General features: G+C 64.2%; 25 protein-coding genes. 5 read left to right on the forward strand and 20 right to left on the reverse strand.

Translation table 11 applies throughout. The features are described from left to right. Nucleotides 1–166 precede the first annotated feature (166 nt). The 14 genes from NKJ37_RS15980 to NKJ37_RS16045 all read right to left on the reverse strand — a co-directional run bounded on the left by NKJ37_RS15980 (nt 167) and on the right by NKJ37_RS16045 (nt 14,728). Complete coding sequence (locus NKJ37_RS15980) at nt 167–1,138, reverse strand: branched-chain amino acid ABC transporter permease (protein ID WP_023810812.1); 972 nt, start codon at nt 1,136–1,138, stop codon at nt 167–169. A 1-nt stretch (nt 1,139) separates the two neighbouring features. Beyond that, complete coding sequence (locus NKJ37_RS15985) at nt 1,140–2,027, reverse strand: branched-chain amino acid ABC transporter permease (RefSeq protein ID WP_023810813.1); 888 nt, start codon at nt 2,025–2,027, stop codon at nt 1,140–1,142. A 7-nt stretch (nt 2,028–2,034) separates the two neighbouring features. Next, the gene (locus NKJ37_RS15990; protein ID WP_023810814.1) at nt 2,035–2,745 is read right to left on the reverse strand and encodes an ABC transporter ATP-binding protein; all 711 of its coding nucleotides are present in this window, start codon (nt 2,743–2,745) and stop codon (nt 2,035–2,037) included. Next, nucleotides 2,738–3,517 (reverse strand): ABC transporter ATP-binding protein, encoded by a 780-nt coding sequence (locus NKJ37_RS15995; protein ID WP_023810815.1) that lies wholly within the window; start codon nt 3,515–3,517, stop codon nt 2,738–2,740. The genes NKJ37_RS15990 and NKJ37_RS15995 overlap by 8 nt, the downstream gene beginning before the upstream one ends. A 12-nt stretch (nt 3,518–3,529) precedes the next feature. Further along, nucleotides 3,530–4,738 (reverse strand): ABC transporter substrate-binding protein, encoded by a 1,209-nt coding sequence (locus NKJ37_RS16000; protein ID WP_128304150.1) that lies wholly within the window; start codon nt 4,736–4,738, stop codon nt 3,530–3,532. Between the two features lie 209 nt (nt 4,739–4,947). After that, entirely contained in the window at nt 4,948–6,714 is a 1,767-nt protein-coding gene (locus tag NKJ37_RS16005) for an ABC transporter ATP-binding protein (RefSeq protein ID WP_023810818.1), read from the reverse strand. A gap of 208 nt (nt 6,715–6,922) precedes the next feature. Continuing rightward, nucleotides 6,923–7,867, reverse strand: a complete 945-nt coding sequence (locus NKJ37_RS16010; RefSeq protein ID WP_023810819.1) for an acetamidase/formamidase family protein — start codon at nt 7,865–7,867, stop codon at nt 6,923–6,925. After that, a complete protein-coding gene (locus NKJ37_RS16015) occupies nt 7,857–9,452 on the reverse strand; it encodes an ABC transporter substrate-binding protein (protein ID WP_502895179.1) in 1,596 nt (531 codons plus the stop codon). Before NKJ37_RS16015 ends, NKJ37_RS16010 begins: the two co-directional genes overlap by 11 nt. An 82-nt stretch (nt 9,453–9,534) precedes the next feature. Beyond that, nucleotides 9,535–10,455 (reverse strand): ABC transporter permease, encoded by a 921-nt coding sequence (locus NKJ37_RS16020; protein WP_023810821.1) that lies wholly within the window; start codon nt 10,453–10,455, stop codon nt 9,535–9,537. Beyond that, a complete protein-coding gene (locus NKJ37_RS16025; protein ID WP_196815320.1) occupies nt 10,452–11,318 on the reverse strand; it encodes an ABC transporter permease in 867 nt (288 codons plus the stop codon). The genes NKJ37_RS16020 and NKJ37_RS16025 overlap by 4 nt, the downstream gene beginning before the upstream one ends. A 19-nt stretch (nt 11,319–11,337) precedes the next feature. Beyond that, nucleotides 11,338–11,955 carry an ANTAR domain-containing response regulator gene (locus tag NKJ37_RS16030; protein WP_023810823.1) on the reverse strand — a complete coding sequence of 206 codons (618 nt, stop codon included), beginning with the start codon at nt 11,953–11,955 and terminating at the stop codon, nt 11,338–11,340. Further along, nucleotides 11,952–13,046: a transporter substrate-binding protein gene (locus tag NKJ37_RS16035; protein ID WP_023810824.1), complete on the reverse strand. Its 1,095-nt coding sequence runs from the start codon at nt 13,044–13,046 to the stop codon at nt 11,952–11,954. Before NKJ37_RS16035 ends, NKJ37_RS16030 begins: the two co-directional genes overlap by 4 nt. A gap of 152 nt (nt 13,047–13,198) precedes the next feature. Further along, nucleotides 13,199–13,606, reverse strand: coding sequence for a hypothetical protein (locus NKJ37_RS16040; RefSeq protein WP_245273201.1), 408 nt, complete (start codon nt 13,604–13,606; stop codon nt 13,199–13,201). A gap of 252 nt (nt 13,607–13,858) precedes the next feature. Continuing rightward, on the reverse strand, nt 13,859–14,728 hold the full coding sequence (locus NKJ37_RS16045; protein WP_352440627.1) for a helix-turn-helix domain-containing protein: 870 nt from the start codon (nt 14,726–14,728) through the stop codon (nt 13,859–13,861). A gap of 92 nt (nt 14,729–14,820) precedes the next feature. Here NKJ37_RS16045 and NKJ37_RS16050 point away from each other — a divergent pair, with 92 nt between their 5' ends. Beyond that, entirely contained in the window at nt 14,821–16,365 is a 1,545-nt protein-coding gene (locus NKJ37_RS16050) for a 4-hydroxyphenylacetate 3-hydroxylase N-terminal domain-containing protein (protein WP_352440628.1), read from the forward strand. Between the two features lie 6 nt (nt 16,366–16,371). Then, on the forward strand, nt 16,372–16,881 hold the full coding sequence (locus tag NKJ37_RS16055) for a flavin reductase (protein ID WP_352440629.1): 510 nt from the start codon (nt 16,372–16,374) through the stop codon (nt 16,879–16,881). Nucleotides 16,882–16,956: 75 nt separating this feature from the next. Here NKJ37_RS16055 and NKJ37_RS16060 read toward each other — a convergent pair whose 3' ends face one another. The 6 genes from NKJ37_RS16060 to NKJ37_RS16085 all read right to left on the reverse strand — a co-directional run bounded on the left by NKJ37_RS16060 (nt 16,957) and on the right by NKJ37_RS16085 (nt 24,072). Further along, nucleotides 16,957–17,613: a methionine ABC transporter permease gene (locus tag NKJ37_RS16060; RefSeq protein ID WP_023810829.1), complete on the reverse strand. Its 657-nt coding sequence runs from the start codon at nt 17,611–17,613 to the stop codon at nt 16,957–16,959. Beyond that, nucleotides 17,594–18,691 (reverse strand): methionine ABC transporter ATP-binding protein, encoded by a 1,098-nt coding sequence (locus NKJ37_RS16065; protein WP_352673103.1) that lies wholly within the window; start codon nt 18,689–18,691, stop codon nt 17,594–17,596. Before NKJ37_RS16065 ends, NKJ37_RS16060 begins: the two co-directional genes overlap by 20 nt. Before the next feature lie 92 nt (nt 18,692–18,783). After that, entirely contained in the window at nt 18,784–19,638 is an 855-nt protein-coding gene (locus NKJ37_RS16070) for a MetQ/NlpA family lipoprotein (protein ID WP_352553230.1), read from the reverse strand. Nucleotides 19,639–19,889: 251 nt separating this feature from the next. Beyond that, entirely contained in the window at nt 19,890–21,377 is a 1,488-nt protein-coding gene (locus NKJ37_RS16075; protein WP_352611509.1) for an aldehyde dehydrogenase, read from the reverse strand. Further along, nucleotides 21,374–22,567 carry a cytochrome P450 gene (locus NKJ37_RS16080; protein ID WP_352611510.1) on the reverse strand — a complete coding sequence of 398 codons (1,194 nt, stop codon included), beginning with the start codon at nt 22,565–22,567 and terminating at the stop codon, nt 21,374–21,376. Before NKJ37_RS16080 ends, NKJ37_RS16075 begins: the two co-directional genes overlap by 4 nt. Nucleotides 22,568–22,623: 56 nt before the next feature. Next, on the reverse strand, nt 22,624–24,072 hold the full coding sequence (locus NKJ37_RS16085) for an APC family permease (RefSeq protein WP_352611511.1): 1,449 nt from the start codon (nt 24,070–24,072) through the stop codon (nt 22,624–22,626). A gap of 173 nt (nt 24,073–24,245) precedes the next feature. On the opposite strand from NKJ37_RS16085, the gene NKJ37_RS16090 reads away from it, so the two are divergent. The 3 genes from NKJ37_RS16090 to NKJ37_RS16100 are packed head-to-tail and all read left to right on the forward strand — an operon-like array spanning nt 24,246 to nt 26,961. Next, nucleotides 24,246–25,016, forward strand: coding sequence for an IclR family transcriptional regulator (locus NKJ37_RS16090; protein ID WP_352440634.1), 771 nt, complete (start codon nt 24,246–24,248; stop codon nt 25,014–25,016). Next, nucleotides 25,016–26,296, forward strand: coding sequence for a Tm-1-like ATP-binding domain-containing protein (locus NKJ37_RS16095; protein ID WP_352553237.1), 1,281 nt, complete (start codon nt 25,016–25,018; stop codon nt 26,294–26,296). The genes NKJ37_RS16090 and NKJ37_RS16095 overlap by 1 nt, the downstream gene beginning before the upstream one ends. Further along, nucleotides 26,293–26,961 carry an HAD family hydrolase gene (locus tag NKJ37_RS16100; protein WP_352673111.1) on the forward strand — a complete coding sequence of 223 codons (669 nt, stop codon included), beginning with the start codon at nt 26,293–26,295 and terminating at the stop codon, nt 26,959–26,961. Before NKJ37_RS16095 ends, NKJ37_RS16100 begins: the two co-directional genes overlap by 4 nt. Nucleotides 26,962–26,980: the final 19 nt, after the last annotated feature.

Raw genomic sequence — 26,980 nt, forward strand, 5'->3', positions numbered from 1 at the left:
GTCCACAGCAGTGCTCACCCGTTCCGATGGGGTCGCGATTGCCCCAGGTCGCAAGCAGTCGCCTCGATTGATCGAGGTCTATAGTTTTCTGAAGAATCCGGACAGGTGCTCATTGTGGTGACGCATGTCACCACGCGCAAACCGCGTCCCACCAACCTGCAGCTGATCAGTCCTTTCCCGCCCGCCCGAAAATCCGCGCGTAAAATTCGCCGACGATGCCGCGCCGGAAGATCAGCACGCACACCATGAAGATCAGGCCGGTGGCGATGGTCACCGGAAAGCCGGAAGTGGCAAGCGTGTTTTCCAGGCCGATGACAAGGCTGGCGCCGATGATCGGCCCGACCATCGTACCGATGCCGCCGAGAAGCGTCATCAGGATCACCTCGCCCGACATCTGCCAGGTGACGTCGGTGAGCGTGGCGAACTGGAAGACGATCGCCTTGAGCGAGCCGGCCAGCCCGGCCAGCGCCGCCGACATGACGAAGGCGCCGAGCTTGTAGTTGGCGACGGAATAGCCCAGCGAAATGGCGCGATTCTCGTTTTCCCGGATCGAGCGCAGGATCATGCCGAATGGCGAATTGACGATGCGCCAGATGGCGAAGACGCCGATCAGGAACACCGCCAGCACGAAATAATACATGTTCAGCGAGACGTTCAGGTCGAGGACGCCTAGCAGCATGCCGCGCGGTATGCCCTGAATGCCGTCCTCGCCTTGCGTGAACGGCGCTTGCACGCAGAAGAAGAAGAACATCTGCGACAGTGCCAGCGTGATCATGGCGAAATAGATGCCTTGCCGGCGAATGGCGAAGAAGCCCATGACGAGGCCGAGCAAGGCCGCACCCGCCATGCCGAGCAGAATGCCGGCTTCCGGCGGCCAGCCCCAGACCTTGACGGCATGCGCGGTGAAGTAGGCGGCGCCGCCAAAGAAGGTTGCGTGGCCGAATGACAGCAGCCCGGTGTAACCAAGCAGAAGATTGAACCCGCAGGCAAACAGCGCGAAGCACAGCATCTTCATCAGGAAGATCGGATAGACCAGGAAAGGCGCCACCAGCAGCGCCAGGATGCCGAGCCCGACCAGCGTCCATTCAAGCCGTGCCGAGGTTTTGGCCGATGTCTCGCGAAGCGTCAGTTCCGACATGTCAGGCGTCCCTTCCGAACAGGCCGGCCGGCCGGACCAGAAGCACAATCGCCATGATGACGAAGACCACGAGGTTGGAGGCCTCGGGGTAGAAGACCTTGGTCAGGCCTTCGGCAAGGCCAAGCATGTAGCCGGTGACGATGGCGCCAAGGATCGATCCCATGCCGCCGACCACGACGACGGCGAAGACGACGATGATGAGATCCGACCCCATAAGCGGGCTCACCTGATAGATCGGCGCTGCCAGAATCCCGGCAAGCCCGGCCAGCGCGGAGCCGAGGCCGTAGGTCAGGGTCAGCAGCAAGGGCACGTTGACGCCGAAAGCCTGGACGAGGCGGGGATTCTCCGTCGCGGCGCGCAGGTAGGAACCGAGCCTGGTCTTCTCGATCAGCGCCCAGGTTCCGAAGCAGACGATCAGCGAGGCGACGACGACCCAGCCGCGATAGTTGGGCAGGAACATGAAGCCGAGATTGGTGCCTCCCGAAAGCAGCGGCGGCACGGCGTAGGGGTTTCCCGAGACGCCGTAATAGTAGCGGAAGATGCCTTCGAGCACGAGCGCGAGGCCGAAGGTGAAGAGCAGGCCGTAGAGCGGATCGAGATCGTACAGTCTCGACAGCGCAAGGCGCTCGACCACGATGCCGAAGGCACCGACGATCAGCGGCGCAAGGATCAAGGCGGGCCAGTAGCCGATGCCGAGATAGGTGAGAAGCAGATAACCGACGAAGGCGCCGAGCATATATTGGGCGCCATGGGCGAAATTGATGACCCGCAGCAGGCCGAATATGACAGCCAGGCCCAGGCTCAGCATGGCGTAGAACGAGCCGTTGATCAGGCCGACCAGCAACTGGCCGAGGAAAGCCTGAACGGGGATGCCGAAGATCATCGTCATGGCGCCATCATACACCCAGGACTTCGTGGAGCTGCGTCATGCGGTCCGGCAGCTCGCCGACCGGAAACCCCGCCACCACCTTGCCGTGCTCCATCAGATAGAAACGATCGGCGACACGGCTGGCGAAGCGGAAGTTCTGCTCCACCAGTAGGATCGTCATGCCGCGCTTTTTCAACGTCGCCAGCAACGCGCCAATGCGCTGCACGATGACGGGGGCCAAACCCTCCGTCGGCTCGTCGAGAAGCAGCATTTTCACACCGGTTCTCAACATGCGCGCGATCGCCAGCATCTGCTGTTCGCCGCCCGACAGCCTCGTGCCTGGACTGTTGCGCCGCTCCTTCAGATTGGGGAACAGGTCGAAAATCTCCTCGACGCTCATGCCGCCCTGCGCGACGACCGGCGGCAGAACCAGGTTCTCGTCGACGGTCAGCGTCGCGAAGATACCGCGCTCCTCCGGCACGAAGCCGATGCCTTGATGCGCGGTCCGGTGCAGCGGCAGCCGCATCAGATCCTGGCCGTCGAAAGCGATCCGGCCGGTTCGCTTGCGGATCAGCCCCATGATGGCGCGCAGCGTCGTCGTCTTGCCGACGCCGTTGCGGCCGAGCAGCGTGACCGTCTCGCCGGCAAACACCTCCAGATCGACGCCGTGCAACGCATGGCCCTCGCCATACCAGGCGTTGAGGCCGCTGACTGCAAGCAGAGGTGCGGCACTAGTCATCGGCGGTGCCCATATAGGCGATCTTGACGCGCTCGTCGCGGCTGACGGTGGCGTAGTCGCCGGCGGCCAGCACCTCGCCGCGCTGCATGACCGTTATCCAGTCGCAAAGGTCGGCCACGACGGTCAGATTGTGCTCGACCATCAGCACGGCGCGATCCCTGGCCACCGAACGGATGAGGCTGGAAACCGTGGCCACGTCCTCATGCCCCATGCCGGCCATCGGCTCGTCCAGCAGCAGCACTTTCGGATCGAGCGCCAGGGTCGTAGCGATCTCGAGCACGCGTTTCCTGCCATAGGAAAGGTCGCCGGCGAGCCTGTTCCTGGCGTCGTCGAGACCGACCGAGCGCAGCAATTCCTCGGCGCGCGGCGTCAGCCGGTCGAGCGCCGCCAGCGAGCGCCAGAACTGAACGCTGAGCCCGCCCGGCCGCTGCAGCGCGACGCGCACATTGTCGAGCACGCTGAGGTGCGGAAAAATCGCCGATATCTGGAACGAGCGCACCAGGCCCATCCGCGCGACCCTGGCCGGCGAGGTGCGGGTGATGTCGTGGCCGAGCAGCTCGATCCTGCCGCTGGTCGGCGCCAGGAACTTGGTGAGCAGGTTGAAGACGGTCGTCTTGCCGGCGCCGTTGGGTCCGATCAGGGCATGGATGTTGCCATGGCGGACATCGAGATCGACGTTTTTGACGGCGATGAAGCCGGCAAAGTCGCGCCGCAACCCGCGGGCGGAAAGCACCACAGGCGGCTCGTTCGCGCTCAGGTCAGTCGGCGCCATCGGCCGCGCCGATCACTGGCCGGCCGTCGGACAGCCGCTTTCCTTTTCGCTAAGGAAGGCCTCGTTGCCAGGAATGGTGGCGAGATATTTGTAGTAGTCCCACTCCTGGGTGCTCTCGGCTGGCGACTTGACCTGATAGAGGTACATGTCATGGACCATGTTGCCGTCCGCCTGCACTTTGCCGTTGGTTATCGCGGCGTCGTCCACGGGCATCGAATGCAGTTGCTTGGCGACCGCTTCGGTCTCGTCCGTGCCGGCCTTGTCGATCGCTTTCAGGTACTGCGTCACCGCCGAATAGGTCGAGGCCTGGATCATGTTCGGCATGCGGTTGGTGCGCTTGAAAAAGCGCTGCCCGAATTCGCGGCTCTTGTCGTCGCGATCCCAATAATAGCCTTCGGTCAGCACAACGCCCTGCGCCGCTTGAAGGCCAAGCCCATGCACCTCGGCCAGCGTGAACAGGAGTGCGGCAAGACGCTGACCGCCCTGCACGATGCCGAATTCGGCCGCTTGCTTGATCGAGTTGGAGGTATCGAGGCCGGCATTGGCCAGGCCGATGACCTTGGCGCCCGACGATTGCGCCTGCAGCAGGAAGGACGAATAATCGGTCGATCCCAGGGGATAACGCACCTCGCCCAGCACCTTGCCGCCATGGCTCTCGACGAACTTGGTGGTCTGATCCTTCAGCGAATAGCCGAATGCATAGTCGACGGTGACGAAGAACCAGCTGTCGCCGCCCTGCTGCACGAGAGAGCCGCCGGTTCCCACCGCCTGCGAATGTGTGTCATAGGCCCAGTGAAAGCCGTAAGGCGAGCATTGTTTGCCGGTCAGCTCCGTGGTCGCCGCGCCGGTGACGATGTCGATCTTCTTCTTTTCCTTGGAAATCCCCTGGACGGCGAGCGCCACCGAAGAGGTCGTCAGTTCCATGATGGCATCGACCTGCTCGGTGTCGTACCACTGCCGCGCGATGTTGGAGGCGATATCCGGTTTGTTCTGGTGGTCGGCGCTGATGATTTCTATCGGCGCTCCCTGCACCTTGCCGCCGAAATCCTCGACCGCCATCTTGGCCGCCTCGACCGACCACTTGCCGCCGAAATCGGCATAGACGCCCGACTGGTCGTTGAGGATGCCGATCTTGACCTTGCCGTCGGAAATGTCGGCGGCCGAGGCGGGGATCGCGGATGCGGCGAGAAGTGCCGCGGAAACGAAAAGGCTTACCTTCATGGTTGACTTCCTCCCATAGCGATGAATCCGACCGACCCTCCTACGATCGATCATCGCAATGGTATTGAACATGAGGAAGATAGGGACAGAGGGCAAGAGGCCGTCCCGGATTTCGTGTTCGAAGCGATGCGCTTTGGGGACAGAATGCCGGCGTTGAGCCCGAGATAGAAACACAAACACGTGAACCGCGACCCGCGGCGGTACTTGCCTCAGCCCTCGGCGGCGACGAGGTGGCCGTTGCCGACATCCCTCAGCGCCAGTTTCAACGGCGCCTCGCCGATCCTGCGGGTGGCGCTCGGGATCTCCTGGTCGAGGCGGGCGAAGCGGCTTCGCCGCTTAGCCGGATCGGGCACGGGCACGGCTTCGATCAGCCGCCTGGTGTAGGGATGACGCGGGTTGGAAAAGACCTGGTCGCGCGTGCCCATCTCGACGATCTGGCCGAGATACATGACGGCGACGCGGTCGGAGATGTTCTCGACCACAGCCATGTCATGCGAGATGAAGAGATAGGCGACGCCGAATTCGCGCTGCAATTCCTTCAACAGATCGAGCACGCGCGCCTGCACCGAGACGTCGAGCGCCGAGACGCTTTCGTCGGCGATGATCAGCTTCGGCCGCAGCGCAAGGGCACGCGCAATACAGACGCGCTGGCGCTGGCCGCCGGAGAATTCATGCGGATAGAGTTCCATCTGATCGGCCGACAGGCCGACGCGCTCGAACAGCGCGGCCACACGGTCGCTGCGCTCTTGCTTCGAGGCGATGCCATGGATCAGCAGCGGCTCGGCGACGAGTTCGCCGACGCGCATGCGCGGGTCGAGCGAGGCGTAGGGATCCTGAAAAATCATCTGCACGTCGCGGCGCACCGCCTTACGCTCGTCGCGGCCAAGGCCAGACAAATTGCGGCCGCCGATGACGACGCCTCCGCTGTAGGGCACCAGTCCGGCCAGCGCCTTGGCGGTGGTCGACTTGCCGCAACCGGATTCGCCGACCAGCGCCAGCGTCTCGTTGGCCGCGATCGAAAAGCTAACGCCTTCGACGGCGTGAACGCGCCGGTTGACCCGACCGAAGAAACCGCCATGCAGGTCGAAGCGGACATGCAGGTCCTTGACCTCGGCGACATTGGCCGATGCCGTCGTCGCCTCGGCCTCCCTGGATGTCTGTCGGCCGACGCCGCTGCCGATGCGCGGTACGGCGGCAAGCAGTTCGCGCGTGTAGTCGGCTTGTGGCCTGGAAAAAATGTCGGCGGTTTTCCCCTCTTCGACCATGCGGCCATGCCGCATGATGATGACGCGGTCGGCCATCTCTGCGACCACGCCCATGTCGTGGGTGATCAGGATGACGCTGGTGCCGTGCTGGCGCTGCAGGTCGCGCAGCAGCTCCAGCACCTCGCCTTGCACGGTGACGTCAAGTGCCGTCGTCGGCTCGTCGGCGATCAGCACGTCCGGCTCGAGCGCCAGCGCCATGGCGATCATCACCCGCTGGCGCATGCCGCCGGACAGTTCGTGCGGAAACTGCTTCAGCCGGCTTTCGGCTTCCGAAATGCGCACCGCTTTCAGAGCCTCGATGGCGCGCTGGCGGACTTCGCCCTGCGACAGGCTGGTGTGTGCCTCGATGGATTCGGTGAGCTGCCGGCCGATCGACAGCACCGGGTTGAGCGAGGTCATCGGCTCCTGGAAGATCATGGCGATGCGGTCGCCGCGGATGCGCCGCATCCGGCGCTCGTCCAGAGTCGTCAGATCTGTATCGCCCAGATGGACTTTGCCGGATGAAATCCGGGCGGCAGGCTGCGGCAGAAGCTGCATGATCGCCAGTGCGGTCATCGATTTGCCGGAGCCGGATTCACCGGCAATGCAGAGCGTCTCGCCACGCGCCAAAGTCAGCGACAGGTCGGAGACGACCTCGCGCTCGCCGTCCTCACCGCGCACGCTGACGCAGAGGTTGGCGATGTCGAGTATGGGTTTGCTGGCGGCGATCATTGCGCGTGTGACCCGGAGGGGGATTTACTCCGGCACACCCCCCTCTGTCCTGCCGGACATCTCCCCCGCAAGGGGGGAGATTGGCGGCTTTGCCGCGGCGTCCATTCGTCACCGTTGAAAAGTGGCGAAGCCCGTCGTGACATCCGATCTCCCCCCTTGCGGGGGAGATGTCCGGCAGGACAGAGGGGGGTGCAGCGCCGGCCCAACCTCATTCAAACACGCAGCGCGGGAAGTAGAACGACACCACCCAGTTCGGCATGTCGACGATCTCGCTGATGCGGAGATCGCCGCAGACCGAGGCCAGCATGTAGGCCTCGACGGGGTCTATTCTGTAGCGGGTGGAAAGCAGGTCGACCATCTGGGCAACCGCCTCCTTTGCACCCGTCATCAGGTCCGGCCCAACTCCCGTCGTCACCTCATAGCCCTTGGCGTCGAGATGGCGCGTCACCGGGCCTGGCGTGGTGAAGCGCGGCGTCTTCAGCCTGGCGTCCTTGACCAGATCGAGCTTGAGCACGACGTTCATCGGGCTTTCGATCGCCGTGCCGCAGACCTCGCCATCACCTTGCGCGGCATGGGTGTCGCCGACCGAAAACAGCGCGCCCGCCACTTCCACCGGCAGGTACAGCGTGGTGCCGGCGGCGAGATCGCGGATGTCGAGATTGCCGCCGACGCGTCTTGGCGGGACCACCGAGTGGTGACCCTTTTCCGCCAGGGCGTTGCCGATGGTGCCGGCGAAGGGTTTCAGCGGCACCCTCGCATTTTTGCCGAACAGCGCCGGCTCGAGCGAGGCAGCGTCGTACTTCCAGATGTTCAGCGCCGGCTCCTTGAAGTCGTCGGCGAGCAGCCCGAAGCCCGGAATGTTGGCCGTCCAGCCGAAGCCGGACGGTTTGAACATCTCGATCGTCACCTTCAGTGCGTCACCCGGCTCGGCGCCCTCGACGAAGATCGGCCCGGTCACCGGATTGACGGTGGCGAAGTCGAGCTTGGCGACGTCGGCGACCGTGCTGTCGGCCTGCAACTGGCCACCGGAGGAATCGAGGCACTGGAACTCGATGGTCGAGCCGGGCGCCACCCGCTCGGCCGGGGCAAACGAATTGTCCCAGCCGAAATGATGTTGGCGCCCGTGGATGGTGTAGTCGCAGTTATTGCACATCTTTTACGTACACATTGTCGTAGTTGATCGGGATATGGACCGGGTCGACATAGAGGTTGTCGGCGCCGCCCATGCGCGCCGATTTCATGGTGAAGCGCTGCTCGTTGAAGACCGGCGCCCAAGGCGCGTCCTCCATCACCTTGTCGTAGATGGCGCTCCACATCTTGTCGCGTTCGCCAGCCTTGGCGGGATCGACCACCGAGTCGGCCTCGGCCGCCTTGGCGTCGAGATCCTTGTTGCAATACCACGACCAGTTCCAGCCGCCCGGCACCGCACCGGCGCAGCCGAGGATCGGGCCGTAGAAGTTCGACGGATCGGGGAAATCGGCGATCCAGGCCATGCCGCCGGACCAGATCATCGGTGCGCCGGCCTTGTCGCCGCCGGCGGCAATGACGTTTGCCTGGGCGAGCGACTGGATGCTGGCCTTGATGCCGATGGCCGCCAGGTCCTGCTGGATCGCCTGGGCGATGCGCGGGTTGGGATCGGTGTTCATGGCGAACAATTGCGTCTCGAAACCATCGGGATGGCCGGCCTCGGCAAGCAGGGCCTTGGCCTTGGCGACGTCATAGGGATAGCCCTTGTATTCCTTGTCGTAGCCCGGCATCGACGGCGGCAGCGGCTGATTGGCCGGCACGGCGCGGCCGTTGATGATCTGGATCACGCGCGCCTTGTTGATCGCCATGTTGACCGCCTGGCGCACCTTCACATTATCGAACGGCGCCATGGTGGTGTTCATGGTGACATAGCCGGTGTGCAGCTGGCCGCCTTCGACGACGCGCGCCTTCTGCTCGGGATCAGCCATCACCTCCTGGAATTTTGCCGGCGGAATGCCGTCGCCGGGCACGTCGATCTCGCCCTTCTGCAGGCGCAGCAGCGCAACGATCGGCTCCTGGCCGATCTCGAAGGTGATCTTGTCCAGATGCGGCAGGCCCTTGTGCCAATAGTCCGCATTGCGCTCGAAGACGATGCGCTGGCCGAGTGTCCACTCGGCGAGCTTGAAGGCGCCGGTGCCGACCGGATGCTTGCCGAAATCGGCGCCGTATTTCTCGACCTCTTCCTTCGGCACGACATGCGAGAAGTTGATGGCCATGACATGCAGGAAGGTTGCGTCGGGGCGGGTCAGTTCGAACTTGACCGTGTAGGGGTCGACGACGGTGACGCCGGAGAGGCTCTCGGCCTTGCCGGCGGCGACATCGTCATAGCCCTTGATCGAGCCGAAAAAGCCGGCGCCGGGGCTCTGGGTCTTTGGATTGGTGACGCGGTCGAGCGAATATTTCACGTCGTCGGCGGTCATTTCGCGGCCATTGTGAAATTTCACGCCATGGCGCAGCTTGAAGGTGAAGGTCTTGCCGTCGGGCGAGATCTCGTAGCTTTCGGCGAGGTCGGGTTTCAAATTGGTGGTGCCCGGCTCGTAGTCCATCAGCCCGTCGAACAGGCTCTTGATCATCGACCAGTTCTGCCAGTCATAACCGATCGCCGGATCGAGCGTGGCGACATCGTCCTTGTAGGTGATGGTGATGGCGCCGCCCTGCTTGGCGTTCGGGTCGACGGCGTCTTCGGCGCGAACACTTGTCATGCCGAGCATCAGCGCCAGCGCCGATACCGCTACCGTGGATGCGAGAAACTTTTTCATTTTTATGTTCCCTTTCTCTATCTGGTTTTCATTTTCATCTGAGCTTGATGCGGGGGTCGATGAAGGGCGCGATGACGTCGGCCAGCAGATTACCGAGCACGATGGCGAAGGCCGAGATCAGGGTGACGCCCATGATGATCGGGATGTCCACGCGCTGGATGGCCTGCCACGCCAGCTGGCCAATGCCAGGCCAGCCGAACACGCTTTCGACGACGACAATGCCACCCATGAAGATGCCGATGTCGATGCCGATCATGGCGATGACCGGCAGGATGGCGTTGGGCAGTGCATGGCGGAACAGGATGGCTCGCCGCGCCAGGCCCTTGGCGCGGGCGGTGCGGACATAATCCTGGCGCAGAACATCGATCATCGACGAGCGCATCATGCGGGCGTACCAGCCGGCGCCGAGTATGCCCATGGTCAGCGACGGCAGCACGAGATGACGCCAGGTGCCATAGCCGCCGATCGGGAACCAGCTGAGCCGCACGGCAAAGACGTAGAGCAGCAGCAGGCCGACGACGAATTGCGGCGCCGAAACGCCGACGAAGGAGGCGACCATCAGCGTCTGGTCGGTGGCGGTACCGCGCTTGACGGCAGCGATCAGGCCCATGCTCAGGCCGAGCAGCAGCTCGCACAGGATGGCGCCGACCATCAGCAACAAGCTGGCCGGCAGCCGTGAGACGATCAGCTCGGTGACTTCGGAGCGCTGGATGTAGGAGCGGCCGAGATCGCCGCTGATGAGCTTCGTGAGATAGCGCCAGTACTGGACGATGAAGGGCTGGTCGAGGCCGAGCTGCTGGCGGATGTTCTCGACCGTCTGCGGCGTGGCGCTGCGACCGGCGATCTGGCGCACCGGATCGGCGGGCAGGAGATAGAGCAGCGCGAAAGTGATCAGCGAGACGCCGAGCAGGATCAGCAGCGACTGGATCAGGCGGCGGCCGAGATAGGCGATCATGCCCGGCCCCTCTGCGTCGGATCGAGGATGTCGCGCAGTGCGTCGCCGATCAGGTTGAAGGCCAGCGCCAGCGCCAGGATCGCGGCACCGGGGAAGAACACCAGCCAGGGTGCGGCCTGGAAATAGGTCTGGTTCTCGAAGATGATGTTGCCCCACGACGCCGTCGGCGGCTGCACGCCGATGCCGAGGAAGGAGAGTGTCGCCTCGAGCAGCACCGTGGTCGAGATGCCGAGCGTGCCCCAGACGATGATGGTCGGCAGCAGATGCGGCAGGATATGGCGAAACAGGATGCGCGGTGCACTCGCCCCTATGGTGCGTTCGGCGTCGATGAATTCGCGCTCGGCCAGCGAAGAGGTTTCGGTGTAGATGACGCGGGCGGTCTGCACCCAGTTGACCAGCGCGATGACCATGGCGACGATCCACAGGCTGGGCTCGAACACCGCCGCCAGGCAAATGGCGAGCAGCAGTGCCGGAAACGCCATCATCAAATCCGTGAAGCGCATCAGCGCGCTGCCGATCCAGCCACGGAAATAGCCGGCGACAACACCGACCAGCGTGCCGATGAACAGCGCCACGCCATTGGCGACGATGCCGATGATCAGCGAGGTGCGGGCGCCGTAGAGGATGCGGGTCAACAGGTCACGGCCGAGCAGGTCGGTGCCCAGCCAGAATTTTGCATCCGGCGGCAAGGGCGAGCCCTCGATGGTCAGGCCGTCGAACATCTGCTCGTTGGGATCATAGCCAGTCAGCCATGGCGCCAGCACGGCGCCGGCAACGACAATGGCGACGATCATCAGCCCAAGCAGTGCGAGACGGCGCCTGACCAGCCGGCGCCAGACGCCGGCGCGTGGTTTGACCGGCATGCGCCCTGGCGCGGTGAGATCAGGCGCGATGGGACTGGTCATCGCCGCCTTCTTCCCCTGTTGCTTCTTCACTTGTCATTGCCACGATCCGCCGCGCGGCATCCTCGACGCTGATCTGCCAGCTCATAGCCAGCGAGCGAAGCTGCGCATAGGCGCGGCCGTCATCGGTGCCTTTCGCCAGTGCGGTGACCGCGCGCACGATGGTCTGGCGCTCGGCGACGCGCTGGCGAAGCGAGGCAATCTCACTGGCCAGGTGTTTTCGCGCCTCGAAACTCTGGCGCGCGATCAGCAGCGCGCTGTAGACGCCGGCATTGCCGACCGGCTTCAGGAGCTGGGCATCGGCCTTGTGCGACAGCGCCCATTCGATGCGGCCCGGCGCCTCGGAGCCGATCAGCGCCACCAGCGGCATCGGCGCCTCGCCCGGCTTCCAGGGGAACTGCTCGTCGAAACCGAGATCGGCGTCGAAGAACACGAAATCGGCCGCCAGCGCCTCGGGCGGCAGTTCCGGCCAGCAGTCCAGCGTGATCAGGCCGATGGCCGACAATTGCCTGGTGATCGCCTGCACCGTCGGATGCGGGCGATGCAGGATAAACGCCTTGGCGCCGCCGAGATTGGGGATGCGTGGGGCTCTCGTCACGACACCACCCTCAGGCGTGGGCGGCCGAATGTTTTTGCCGGGTCGTAGCGCGACAGATAGGGATCCGGCGCGACTTCGTCTTCGCGGCTGACGACCTCGAAGAAGCCGTCCGCGATCCGCCCGATGATCACCGGCAATGTGGCGTGCTGCGAGTGCGCGTCGATGGCGATCGGCCCGAGCCGGGTGGAGAAGCGGCGTTCTGCGAAGGCTCTGGAAAATTCCGCCGGACCGGCTTCGGGATTGCTGGAGAGCACGTCGGCCATCACCTGCACGGAGGCATAGGCGGAGGCCTCGAAAGACGAGGCGAAGGCGGCCGGCCGCGGCGCGAAGTACGGCCCGACCGATAGATGTCCCTTGCCGGATTCACCGATCGCCGGCAGCTCACCTTCGGTGAGGTTGCAGGAGATGACGGGACAAGTCTCGGGACTGAAGGCGGCATCCTCGTGACCTAGGTCGCGATAGGCCGCGAGGAAGGCGTAGGACGAGGTGCCGATCAGGTTGTTGAGGATGAAGTTCGGCCGCGTGGCGCGGATTTCCGCGATCAGACGCGACACGTCGGTCTCGCCGATGCGCAGATAGCGTTCGCCCAGAACCTTGCCGCCGGCATCGGCGATCAGGTCGCGGGCGACGCGGTTCATCTCCCAGCCCCAGATATAGTTCGAGCCAAGCAGGAAACCGTTGGCGCCGAAACGCGGCACGACATGCGCCATCAACGGCACCAGATGCTGGTTGGGGCAGGCGTGCATGTAGACGACGTGCTCGTTGGCCTCGAAGCCCTCATAGGGGCAGGCGTACCACAGCATGCCGCCCGCCTTCTCGAGCACCGGAATGGTTTCCTTGCGGCTCCACGAGGTGACGCACCCGACGACATGGCGCGCGCTGCTGGTCCTGAAAATATCCTCGCACAGCGTTGCGTAGCGGTCGGCATTGCTTTGCGGATCGCGCTCGACCGGCACCAGTTCGATACCTGAGCTGCGATCGGCGTTGATGTCGGCGATGGCGCGCATGGCGCCGATGCGGCACGCATCGGAGACGAGCTGATAGCTCCCCGAGCGGGAATATAGGATGCCGATCTCGATACGCCGTTTCAAACAGATCCCCAAAATGACAATGCCTCGCAGCCAGCGCCGGGAGGGCGAGGCATACGAGGCATTCTTGCCGCCCGGCGATCAGAGCCGGTATTTTGCGCTAGCGTATTCTGTCCGGCGGGTCAGTCAAGCCCTCAACGATATTTGCGTGACCGTCATCGCCGTTTCGCTGCCACTGGCCTCTGACCGTGTTGACGCGCATAGGTCACGCAGGCGTCCACCGTGCTGACACAAAGCGCGTCGCGCCTGTTCGGCATATTGTTGTCGCCGGCGTAGGCAACTTCGGCGACGCGACCGTCGACCATGCGAATTTGCGTATCGCAATAACCGCCGGGAGCGACATTGACGGAGCCACCGACCGCCGGGATCGCGCCCAATGCCATGGTTGGGACGACGATGCTGAGATTGCCGCGCTGAACGACGCGCTTATAGGACCAGATCTGGCCCGATCGGCCGGCGTCCGCGGTGGCGGTCGGAAACCCCGCGCACATGCGGACGTCGGCTTCGCTGAGGCCGACCATCTCCTTGCGAGCCGCCGCCGCGGTGGGGTCAACCTTGGCCACGCGCGACGTATCGTCGGGAACGACGCAGGAAGACTGGATGCCAACGAAGAGAATAGGAAGGGCAAGCTTTTGAATGCAGGAAAATATCATGCCGACCGTCAGATTGGTCCGATGTCAGATTTGCGTGGCACCCGCCGCTCCTTTCTACCTAGGCAGGCAGGCGAAGGGATCAACCCGTTCAGCTTCACGAAAAAGTGGCTGTGGCTGCAACATCGAGGATTGCGCGTCACGGGGTCTGCATTTCACGCAGGATCAATGGCCCTGCAAGTGCTTCCGGCGCCAGGCGGCGGGCGCTTCGCCGACTCGCGCGCGAAAGAACCGTGAAAAATACGCCGGGTCGTCGAAGCCGATCTCGTAGGCGATGTCCTCCACCGTGCGTACGGTGAACAGCAGCAGGCGCTTGGCCTCCAGCAGCCGCCTTTCGCTGACGACCCGCTTGACGCCGGCGCCCAGAACCGCATGGGCAGCCTTGTCGAGAAGATGCGGCGTGGTGGCCAGCGCCTCGACGTAGCGATCGACCGGCCAGTTGTCGCGGAAATGCGTGTCGGCGAGCCGACGCAGGCCCCGCGCCAGCGAAGCATCGGAAGAGGCGGCGGAGGCGGTCACGCCGGGGCTGAGGCGCGCAATTTGGGAGAGTGCGACGGCGATCAGCGCCGGCAGGACCCTGTCATTGCCGGCTTGCGCCTCGGCATATTCGGCGGCGATCATCTCCAGCACCGCCGCCAGTCTCGCCCACGCTGCGTGTCGTGGCAGACCGTCGGCAAAGACCGGCCTGTCCAGCGGCAGCAGGCTGTGAGCGGCGATGGCCGCGAGCGCGCCGTCGGCGACCGAGACGACGATGGCATCGGTGCCGGGTCCGATCGAGAAGCCATGCACGACAGCGCTCGGCACGAAGCTGACGGCAGGCGCCGAAAAGTCCCAGGACCGGTCTTCGATACGGTAGGTGCCGGAGCCGCTGGTCCAGTAGGTGATCTGGCCCATCTGCGGATGCTTGTGCGCCGCAACCTGACCAAGATGGATATTGCTGCGCGCAAGCACCGTCTCGACATGCAGGAAACCGACATCGAGCGGCCGCACAGGCTCGCCATAGACGAAGAAGTCGGGGATGGAATTCTGGCTCATGGCGCCTGAAAAAGTCCAATCGGTTTTGCCGTTCCGTCCATAACCAATGCATGCCCAAGGCGCTAGTGTTGCGACTCAAGAGGAGGACCATCATGCGATCAGAAGACTTCCGCGTCGACAAGGCACGGCCGTTCACCGGGGCCGAGTATCTGGAGAGCCTGCGCGACGGCCGCGAGGTCTATATCAATGGCGAACGCATTGCCGATGTCACCACGCACCCGTCGATGCGCAATTCGGCGCGGTCGCTGGCGCGCCTCTACGATGCGCTGCATGATCCCCTGCGACGGGACACGCTGACTTCGCCGACCGACACCGGCTCGGGCGGCTACACCCACAAATATTTCCGCGTCGCCAAATCCTCTGGCGAACTCGCCGCCCAGCAGACGGCGATCGCCGAGTGGTCACGCATGTCCTATGGCTGGATGGGGCGCACGCCCGACTACAAGGCGGCGCTGATGAATACGCTCGGCGCCAACGCAGACTGGTACGGGCCGTTCAGGGACAATGCCCTGTCCTGGCACAGGCGTGCCCAGGAAGCCGTGCTGTTCATGAACCATGCCATCGTCAACCCGCCGATTGACCGCCACAAGCCGGCCGAACAGGTGAAGGACGTCTTCGTCCACATCACCAAGGAGACGGATGCCGGCATCTACGTCTCCGGCGCCAAGGTGGTGGCGACGTCCTCGGCGCTGACGCACTATAACTTCCTGGCGCAGGGATCGGCGACGGTCACCGAGGATCCGTCGCTGTCGGTGATGTTCATCGTGCCGATGAATGCGCCGGGGATAAAGATGTTCTGCCGCGTCTCCTACGAGCAGACGGCCAACACGGTGGCGGCGCCGTTCGACTATCCGCTGTCGTCACGCTTCGACGAGAACGACGCGATCCTGGTGCTCGACAATGTCTTCATCCCCTGGGAGGACGTGCTGGTGCTGCGCGATGCGCAGAAGATCCTGTCCTTCCACCCGGCGTCCGGCTTCATGCATGGCTACTGCTTCCAGGGCTGCACGCGTTTCGCCGTCAAGCTCGATTTCCTCGCCGGCCTGCTGGCCAAGGCGCTGCGCGCCACGGGCGGCGATGCTTTCCGCGGCAACCAGGCGGCACTGGGCGAGGTCATTGCACTGCGGCACATGTTCTGGAGCTTTTCCAACGCCATGGCCTACAACCCGATCCCGTGGGCGAATGGTGCGGTGCTGCCCAATCTGGAAGCCGCGCTCGCCTACCGCACCTTCATGTCGGAAGCCTATCCGCGCGTCATCGACACCGTGCGCCGGGTGATCGCGTCCGGGCTGATCTACCTGCCGTCGTCGGTGCGCGACTTCAACAACCCCGAGATCGACAAGTATCTGGCGCAATATGTGCGCGGCTCCAACGACATGGGCCACATCGAGCGCATCAAGATCATGAAGCTTTTGTGGGACGCGACCGGCACCGAGTTCGGCGGCCGTCACGCGCTCTACGAGCTCAACTATGCCGGCGCGCCGGAAGAGGTGCGGCTGCAGGTGCTGAAAGGAGCTGAACGCGGCGGGCGGCTGAAGGCGATGGAAGAGCTCGTCGACACCTGCATGGCCGACTATGACGAGAATGGCTGGACGGGCGATACCTGGTTCAATCCGCTTGTCTCAACGGCCGAGTGAAACCAGATGGCCACGCAGATTTCGAAAACCGATTTCCGCGACGCCATGGCGAGGGTCTGCGCGCCGGTCAACATCGTCACCACCGATGGCCCGGCAGGGCGCGGCGGCTTCACCGCCACCGCCATGTGCAGCGTCTCCGACGAGCCGCCGACGCTGCTGGTGTGCATGAACGGGCGCTCGACGCAGGCCGCCATGTTCCTGTCCAACCAGCGCTTCTGCGTCAACGTGCTGACGCATGACCAAATGCATCTGGCGGGAAAGTTCGCCGGCGCGACCAGGGACATGGAAGCGCGCTACTCCGCCGCACGCTGGCAGACGCTGACCTCCGGTACGCCGGCGCTGTCGGATGCGATCGTCAATTTCGATTGCGAGATCGAGACTGTGCATATCGTCGGCACGCACAATGTCATGATCGGCCGCGTCATCGATGTCCGGCACGGCAGCGGCGGTTCGGCCCTGCTCTATGTCGACCGCAACTACACGCAGCCGACGCGGCTTGGCAGCTTTGGCGGGTGAAGCCGGGTGTCAGACGGTTTGGTGGCGGGGATGCCTCCGCCTATCCCGTACGCGGCCGTGCCACCAGCCAGTCTTTCACCCCCGCCGATCCAGCCTCGCCACCAGCCGGTCCCCCGCCCACTGGATGCCGCAGACCAGGATGATCAGCACGATGACCACGGCGATCATGATGGACGTCTCAAATCGTTGATAGCCGTAGCGGATGGCGAGGTCGCCGAGGCCGCCGGCACCGATGGCGCCGGCCATGGCCGAGGCACCGATCAGCGTCACCAGGGTCACCGTGAAGCCGGCGACAATGCCGGGCAGGGCTTCCGGCACCAGCACCTCGCGGATGATCGTCCAGCGGTTGCCGCCCATGGCGCGCGCCGCCTCGATCAGCCCGCGATCGACTTCGCGCAGCGACACTTCGGCGATGCGCGCATAGTAGGGCGTGGCGGCGATCGACAGCGGCACGATGGCCGCCCATGTGCCGATCGAGGTGCCGACGATCAGCCGCGTCACCGGGATGAGCGCGACCAGAAGAATGATGAAGGGCACCGAACGGAAGCCGTTGATGACGGCGCCAAGCGACCGGTTCACCCACAGGCTTTCGGCAATCCCGCCGCGTTCGGTGGCGATCAAGGCCAGGCCGAGCGGCAGGCCGAAGACCAGCGAGATGAGGCCGGAGGCGGCCGTCATCAGCACCGTCTCCCAGATCGAACGCAGCAGAAGTTCAAACAGGATCGGCGACATGGCCAAGCACCTCCACCCGCGCCTGGCGGGCCTTCAGGAATGTGATGATGTCAGCGAGATGATTTGCATCGCTGCCGGGAACCGAAAGGAACAGCGTGCCGACCGGCTGCTGCTGGATATGGTCGATGCCGCCATGGACGAGGCGGAAGGTGCCTGGAACAGCCGTGGCAAGGTCGGACAGCAATGGCCCGCTTGCCGCTTCGCCGGCCACATCCACGCGCAGGATCGTCTCCGCGCCGGCCGCCGGCAGCAGCCGGGCCGCCAGTTCGGCTGGCAGCTGCGGCCGGATGGCGCCGAGCAGGCTCCTGGTGATGTCCGAGCGCGGGTCGGCGAATACCGACCAGACCGGGCCTTGCTCGACGATGCGCCCGGCATCGATCACCGTCACGCGGTCGGCGATCGAGCGGATCACCTCCATCTCATGGGTGATCAGCAGGATGGTCAGGCCGAGCTGCCGGTTGATATCCCTGAGCAGCGCAAGGATCGAGCGCGTCGTCTCCGGATCGAGCGCCGAAGTGGCTTCATCCGACAAAAGCAGCGCCGGCCGTGCTGCCAGCGCCCTGGCGATGCCGACGCGCTGCTTCTGGCCACCCGACAGCGACGCCGGATAGGCTTTTGCTTTCTCCGACAGGCCGACGAGATCGAGCAGTTCGGCGGCGCGCTTCAGCCTCTCGGCTTTCGGGCGCCCCTCGATCTTGAGCGGTAGCGCCACATTGTCCTCGACGGTCTTGGCCGACAGCAGGTTGAAATGCTGGAAGATCATGCCGATGCGTCGCCGCAACGGCTGCAGGTCGCGCTCGCCTAGCCGGCTGATCTCGCGGCCCTCGATGAACACCTCGCCGGAGTCAGGCCGTTCCAACCCGTTCAGGCAGCGGATCAACGTCGATTTGCCGGCGCCGCTGCGACCGATGATACCGAGGATCTCGCCCTTGCGCACGGTCAGCGAGATGCCGTCGAGCGCCGCTGTCACACCGAAGCGGCGCTTCAGGTCGACGAGGCGCACGACGTCCTGAGACGCGTCGGGCCGGGCATGCGTCGGATCGGCGGTTTCTCCGGATGCCGTGATATGCTGGTTCATGAATGTTCCTGTTCTCCGAAAACGCAATCGCGGCCCGCGCCTGAGCGCGGACCGCTATTGCTCTCGAACCGGGTTTCCGGTCGACGATCGGGTCAATAGGCGCTGAGGCCGGTGCCCTTGTAGACCTTGTCGAACTCGGCCTTCACCGCCTCGTTCTGATAGGAGGCGACCAGCGTCTTCACCCAGGCCTCGTTCTCGTTGCCGGCCTTCACCGCGATGAAATTGCGGTAGGGATTGTCGGCGATGGGCTCCTGCGCGATGCGGTTTTCCGGCGTCAGGCCGCTTTTCAGCGCCCAGTCGGTGTTGACCACGGCCGCGTCGAGATCCTCGACCGAGCGGCCGACGATGCCGGCGTCGAGTTCCTTGATCACCACCTTCTTCGCATTCTCGGCGATGTCGGCGGTGGTGGCCAGAATGCCGGTGCCGTCTTTCAGCTTGATCACGCCCTCGTTCTGCAGCACGCGCAGCGCCCGGCCTTCGTTGGATGGGTCGTTCGGCACGCCGACGACCGCGCCCTCGGGCAGGTCGGCGACTGCTTTGTACTTCTTCGAATAGAGGCCGATCGGCCAGACGCCGGTATAGCCGACACGCACGATGTGATAGCCTTGAGTCTTGATCTGGTTGTCGAGATAGGGCTGGTGCTGGAAGGCGTTGGCGTCGATTTCGCCGCGCTCCAGCGCCTCGTTGGGCTGGGTGTAGTCGTTGAACACCACGGTCTCGATGGCGAGGCCCTTTTCGGCCGCCTGGGCAACGACGACGCGCCAGACATCCTCGTCCTCGCCGCTGATGATGCCGACCTTGATCGCCTTCTTGTCCTCGGCGAACGATGCATGCGGTGCCATCAGGCTGCCGACCGCGACGGCCGATGCGAACAGCAGAGCCAGGCCGCTGCGCCGGTTGATGGTTGACCCTGAGGAAGATGGCAAAGTGTTTTTGAAGTCGGACATGATTGATCTCTGCAGTTGTGAAGTCATGCGGCCAAGCGGACTGCCTAGCCTTGATCACATCGTCAGGAATTCTATTGATTTAATCAAAGAACGCGTTTCGCCGTTCTCGCCAAAGCCAGGAATATTCTCTCAAAAATTCCAACGAAGAGAGAACAAGACGGCGCTCGGCCGACCGCCGCCGGATCTAAGGCGATCCTGGGCATCTCCGTGGGAAGGTCAGATTCGGAGGCAGGCCAGCGCCACGGTTGGTCTCAAAGCGCGATCCACGCGGTCTTGAGTTCCAGATATTTCTCCAGCGCGTGCAGCGACTTGTCGCGGCCGAAGCCCGACTGCTTGACGCCGCCGAGCGGCACGGTGATGTCGGCGCCGCCATAGGTGTTGACGTGGACGACGCCGGCATTGATGGCGCGCACCATGCGATGCGCGGTGGAGAGGTTGGCGGTCCACACCGCGGAGGCAAGCCCGTAGACGGTCGAATTGGCAAGCCGGACCGCCTCCTCCTCGGTTTCGAAGCGCATGACGCCGAGTACGGGCCCGAACACCTCCTCACGCGCAAGCTGCATGTCTTGCGTGACGTTCTCGAAGATCGTCGGCGCCATGTAGCTGCCGCCGGTCTCGGTCAGGATCCGTTCGCCGCCGGTGACGAGACGGGCACCTTCTTCCGTGGCCCTGGCGACGAAACCGAGGTTCTTGTCCAGCTGTTCGGCGCTCGACACCGCGCCGATGTCGCTGGAGAGATCGAGCGGGTCGCCGACTTTCAGCCGGGTCGTTGCCAAGAGAAGCTCGTCCATGAAACGGTCATAGACCGACGCCTGGACGAGCAGGCGCGAGCCGGCGACGCAGACCTGGCCGGAATTGCGAAAAATGCCGTTGGCCGAGACGCCCGCCGCCTGTTTTAGGTCGGGAGCATCGGCAAAGACGATGTTGGGCGACTTGCCGCCGAGTTCGAGGAAGACGCGTTTCAGGTTGGAGCGAGCGGAATATTCGAGCAGCCGCCGGCCGACCGGGCCGGAACCGGTGAAGGCGATGGCGTCGACATCCATATGCAGGCCGAGCGCCTCGCCGGTAACCGAACCACGGCCGGTGACGACATTGAGCACACCGGCGGGAAGTCCGGCCTCGCTTGCCAGTTCGGCCAGCCGCAGCAGCGTGAGCGAAGCGATTTCCGGGGGCTTGACCACCACGCAATTGCCGGCGGCAAGCGCCGGCGCAATCTTCCAGGCGCCGATCATCAGCGGAAAATTCCACGGCACGATGACGCCGACGACGCCGAGCGGCTCCTTGTGGATCAGTCCCAGAACATTGTCGGCCGTCGGCGCGATCTCGCCATAGACCTTGTCGATGGCCTCGGCGTAGTAGCGGATGGTGCCTGCCGCCGAGAGCGGTTCGGCCTTGTAGGCCATGCCGATCTCGGTGCCATTGTCGCGCACGCCGAGCACGGCGAGCTCGTCGGCATGCTTTTCGACCAGCTCGGCGAATTTCGTCAGCACCTTCTTGCGAAAGGCCGGCGCTGATCGCGACCACGAGCCCTTCTCGAACGCCTTGCGCGCCGACTTGACCGCGCGGTCGATGTCGGCGGCATTGCCATCGGCGATACTGGCAAACGGGCGGCCATCAACCGGCGACGTCACCGGCAGGGTTTCGCCGCTTGTAGCCTCGGTCTGTGCGCCATCGATGAACAGGCCCCGCGCGCCGATCTCCGTCTTGCGCAGCGTGTCGATGGCAACCTGACTGATCATGGATGACGGACTCCAAGGGACACATGCAATGTGGTGGGCGCGCGGAATTCCCAGCCGCGAAACACCGGTTCCCTGCCCTGCACAAGGCTGAGATCGGGGAAGCGTTGGAGCAACAGCCTTACCGCAAGGCACATCTGCTCGCGTGCGAAGAACCGGCCCGAGCAGAAATGATGGCCGAAGCCGAAAGCGGCATGGTTGCCTTCGTCGCGGTTGATGTCGAAGCGGTCGGGATCGGCAAAGCGGCTCTCGTCGCGGCTTGCCGAAGAGACGAGGGCGGCTACCGCGGCGCCGGCGGGGATCGTCACGCCGCCAAGCTCGACCGCCCGCGTCGTCTGCCGCGTCTGCGTGCCGATCGGCGCCACCCAGCGCAAACCTTCATCGACAGCCTTCGGCACAAAGGTCTCGGGATCGGCGAGCACCTGCCGCAATTGTTCGGGGTGGGCCAGCAGGCCGGCGACGATCGAGCCGGCGCCATGTCCGGGCTCCTGCATGCCGCCAAGCAGGATGACCTTGATGCTCGGCATCAGGAAGTCGATTGGCCGCGTCGTGCCCTCCGGCATGCCGTCATGCAGCATATGCGACAGCGCGGAATCATCCGGTGCGTGGACAAGCCTTTCCAGCGTCGGCAGGATGGCGTCGCCGACCTCGGCGCTGATCGCGTCGGCGATCTCCTGCCGCTTCGGGTCGTTCTCGAAATTGATGGCGCCCTGGGCAAGGCCATAGAACCAGCGGCGCAGCGTCGGCATGTCGATGTCGGCAAGGCCGAGCGAGCGCGCCAGGCTGAGCGTCGACACCGGCTCGAAATAGTCGGCCATCAGCTCGGCGGAACCCTGGTTGGCGATCCGATCGAGAAAAGGTTCGGCGATCGACCGCACGAGGTCGCTGGCATAGGCGGCGACTGTGCGCGGCCGGTATTTCGGGTCGACGCCTTGGCGCAGTTGCTTGTGCGTCTCGCCATCGGTGGTCAGGATGGTGGGCTTGCCGAAGGAGCGCTCGACCGGCGACGAGCCGACGACGGCGGAGAAGATGTCGGGCGACTTGGCGACGCTCTCGACATCCTTCCAGCGGGTGACGAACCACAGATTGACCGCCGGCACGAAAGCGACAGGCGCGCTGCGCCTGAGCTCTGCATAGATCGGGTAGGGATCGGCTTCCAATGCCTCGACGGTGATATTTTCGGCAAAGCTCAAATCCGCCACTCCCCTTGGTGTAAGGGGCGGCGTGGCACGCCGCCCCTTTGCTTTTCTCAATCTTTCAACGGCTGGCCGAGGGTTTCGAAGGCTATGGGATCGCGGCTCTTCAGCGCGCTGGCCAGCAGCAGGCCGACGATCGCGGCGATCAGCACCAGCCCCGGCAGGAACACACCGAGAAAACCGCCGGCCCCGGACAGGCTGCCGAAATTGATGACGATCAGGTAGATGATGATGACGAAGGCGATGAAGGTCAGCCCGGGCAGGATGGTGGTCTTCATCGCGTTCTCCTGCGTCGATGGATTGGCGCGGAAGAACATCACCACGGCAAGCGAGGCCACCGCCATCATGACGATGACGCCGAGCGTCGCGACATTGGTCAGCCACGAAAACAGCGCCAGCACCGGATCGAGGCCGAGCACGGCGAAGAGGCCGACGACGACCGCGGCGAGCACGCTCTGGATGATGGAAGCGACATGCGGGCTCTGGTGCACCGCATGCGTCACGCCGACCGTCTGCGGCAACAGTTTTTCGCGGCCCGAGACATAGATATAGCGCGCAACCGCATTGTGGAACGCCAGCACGCCGGCAAACAGGCTCGACACGAACAGGATGCTCATCGCCTGCGACAGCATCGTGCCGGCGTAACGATCCGACAGGCCGAACAGGAAGGTCGTCGGATCCTGCAGCCCTTGCAGCGTCGGCAGCAGCTTGTCGACACCGGCGCCGACCGCCATCAGCCATGCCGTGAGCATGTAGAAGACACCGATCAGCACGACCGAAAAATAGGTGGCGCGCGGAATGGTGACCTTTGGATCGCGGGCTTCCTCGGCATAGATCGTCGTCGCCTCGAAACCGATGAAGGCGGCAAAGCAGAACAGGATTGCGATGGCCGGCGAGCCGCTGACGATCTGGCTCCAGCTGAATGGCGCCGCCGACAGGCCGCTGTCGCCGCCGGTCTTGAGGATGGCGATGTCGAGGACCAGCACCACAAGATATTCGCACAGCACCAGCACCGTCAGGATCTTGGCGGAGAGGTCGACCTGCCGATAGCCGAGCACGGCGACCAGCGCGATGGCGATGAAGCTCCACACCCACCAGGGCAAATTGATGCCCCAGCCGGCGAACAGGCCTGATGTCGCGGCACCGAGCAGGCCCATGACCCCGATCTGCATGGCATTGTAGGACAGGATGGCGATCAGCGCCGTGGCGCCGCCGGCCATGCTGCCGAGGCCGCGCGCGGCATAGGCATAGAAGGCGCCGGCATTGCCGACATGGCGTGACATGGCGACATAGCCAACCGCGAACAAAAGCAGCAGCACCGTCACGATCAGATAGGTGCCGGCAAAGCCGGCGCCATTGCCCATCAGCATGCCGAGCGGCGTGCCGCCGGCGACGGCCGTGAGCGGGGCGGCCGCCGAAATCACCATGAAGGTGATGGCGCCGACGCCAAGACTGTTCTTGCGCAGCCTGTTGGCCGGCGCCTGTTCTGCAACTGCCGTCATTGATCCCTCCTGTTTGCAAACCCTCAGGCTCGCCGGCCGAATGGCCTGTCCCATGCACTCTGGTGGTCGGTTCATTATTCGAACCGTTATTTTGAATATAGACTTGCAAACAATGCCGATGCCTGTCAAGTTAATTCACACGTTAAATGATTGTCCCGAACCGGGAGGCAAATTTGAGTACGGTCGGAAAAGCGATCTCGCTTCTGGAGCTGTTCAGCGTCGACGAGCCCGAGCTCGGCCTGTCCGATCTGGCGCGCCGCTCGGGCTTCGACAAGGCGACGACAAGGCGGCTGCTGGTTGCGCTGGCCGGCCATGGTTTTGTCGAGCAGGATATCGGCACGCGGCACTATCGCCTCGGCGCCGGCCTGTCGCGGCTGGCGCGCATCCGCGAAGCGCGCTTTCCCTTCCTGCAGACGGCTGTTCCGCTGGTGCGGGACCTGGCAGCATCGACGGCCGAGACCGTGCATTTGTCGGAATTCGGCGTCGACAGCCTGGTCACCGTCCATGTCGAGCATCCGGCATGGGCGAACCGGGTCAACATCGACATCGGTCAGTTGCTGCCCCTGCATTCGACCGCGTCAGGCATCGCCTATCTGGCCTTCGCCCGCGACGAGACCGTCAAGGCATGCCTGACGGGTTCGCTCGACGCTTTCACGGCCCATACGCTGATCGAGCCGGCCGCAATCTCAAGATCCATGAGCGAGGCGCGCGAGCGCGGCTATTCGATCTGCGACCAGGGCTATGAGGAAGGTGTGATCAGCGTCGCGGCGGCAATCCGCGGGGCGGATGGCTTTGCGCTCGGCACCATCGCGGTGGCGGCGCCAAAGGCCAGAACGACGGCAGCCGCGATCGCCGAACGGGGACTTGCCGTGAGGGAGGCGGCACGGGAGATTTCCATGCGCCTCAACGGCGAAAACCTGCAAATCTTGAGGAGGCAGGCCTGATGCCCTCGGAGACAGCGCCCCGCATCCTGGTCATCGGCACCGGCGACACAAAGGCCGAAGAGCTGCTGTTCATGAAACAGTGCATCGAGGCGTCGGGCGGCAGCGCCGTGATGATGGATGTCAGCGTGCTGGGCGACCCGCCCTACAGCCCGGACCACGACAAGCACGCCGTGGCCCGGGCTGTAGATGTGACGATCGCCGAGATCGTTTCGAGCGGTGATGAGAACACCGCCATGACGCTGATGGCCGGCGGCGCCGTGCAGCTGGTGCGCAAGCTCCATCAAAGTGGCGAGATCGACGCGTTCATTGCCATAGGCGGCTCCATGGGAACCGATCTGGCGCTCGACGTGGCGCTTTGCCTGCCGCTCGGCGTGCCGAAATTCGTCGTCTCGACCATCGCCTATTCGCATCTCATCCCGCCCGAGCGCGTCGCCCCCGACCTGATGATGATCCTCTGGGCGGGCGGACTGTACGGCCTCAACAACATCTGCAGGCTGGTCCTGTCGCAGGCCTGCGGTGCGGTCGTCGGCGCGGCTAAAATCGTACTGGCGTCTCGCGCGTCGGCGCAGGCACCGGGGCCGACCATCGGCATGACCTCGCTCGGCAGCAGCTGCCTGCGCTACATGAAGACGCTGAAGCCGGCCCTGGAACGGCGCGGCTATGACGTTGCGGTCTTCCACACCACCGGAATGGGCGGCCGCGCCTTCGAATCGATCGCCGGCCAAGATCATTTCTGCGCGGTCTTCGACTTCAGCCTGCAGGAAATCACCAATCATCTCGCGGGATCCGTCGTCAGTTCCGGCGCCGACCGGCTGGAGAATGCCGGCGCTCGCGGCATTCCGCAGATCGCCGCACCCGGGGCGGTCGACATGGTCGATCTGCCGACCTGGCAGGATTTGCCGGCTAAATTCTCGACGCGGCCGTTTCATGCCCACAACAGGCTGATCGCTTCGGTCACCGTCGATGCCGACGATCGCCGCCAGGTCGCCAAGACCATCGCCGCCAAGCTCGGTGCCGCGAAAGGCCGCTCCGCCTTCATCCTGCCAACCGGAGGCATCCAGGAATGGGACGTGCAGGGCGAGCCGCTCTATGACCCCGAGGCTCTCGCGGCCTTCACTGACGAAATGCGCAGGGCTATTCCCGCCGGGGTCGAGTTCCACGAGATCGACGCTCACATCAACAGCGACGACTTCGTCGGCAAGGCGCTCGAGATCTTCGACCGCTGGGTCGAGGAAGGCATCGTCCCGCGCGGCAAGCCGGCCAAGGGAGTGGCAGCGTGAGTGCTGTTCCCGCCCAGGCGCTTGTCCTCGATTTCGGCGGCGTCGTCACCCGGACCCTGTTCGAAACGCATGCTTTGACCGAACAGGCGCTCGGCCTTGCGCCTGGAACGCTGCAATGGCGCGGGCCGTTCGATCCTGACAGCGATCCGCTGTGGCGCGCGATGCAAGCAGACGAGATCAGCGAGCGCGACTACTGGCGCTCCCGCACCAGTGAGGTCGGTCAGCTCATCGGCGAGGACTGGCAGGCGATGGAAACCTTCGTCCGGCGCGCGCGTGGCGCGGAGCCGGAAAAGGTGGTGCGGCCCGAAGCCGACAGCGCCATTCGCACGGTGCATGCGGCCGGCTTTCGACTGGCCATACTGTCCAATGAACTCGACCTGTTCTACGGCGCCGACTTCCGCCAGCGGCTGCCGTTGCTCGGCTTCTTCGATGTGATCACCGACGCCACCTACACCGGCATCCTCAAGCCCGATCCGCGCGCCTATGCCTTGGTCACCGAAGCGCTCGGCCTGCCGGCCGGTGCTTGCGTCTTCGTCGACGACCAGCAGCGCAATGTCGATGGCGGCTGTGCTGCCGGCATGCGCACGGTTCATTTCGACGTTGCTCACCCGGCCCAATCCTATGCCGAAGCACTCGGCCATTTCGACCTCGTTTCAGCTGCCTGAGATTTTTGCGGAGCCCTTT

Origin of the sequence: Mesorhizobium sp. M0140, assembly GCF_040322475.1 — a bacterium.
Lineage (GTDB): Bacteria > Pseudomonadota > Alphaproteobacteria > Rhizobiales > Rhizobiaceae > Mesorhizobium.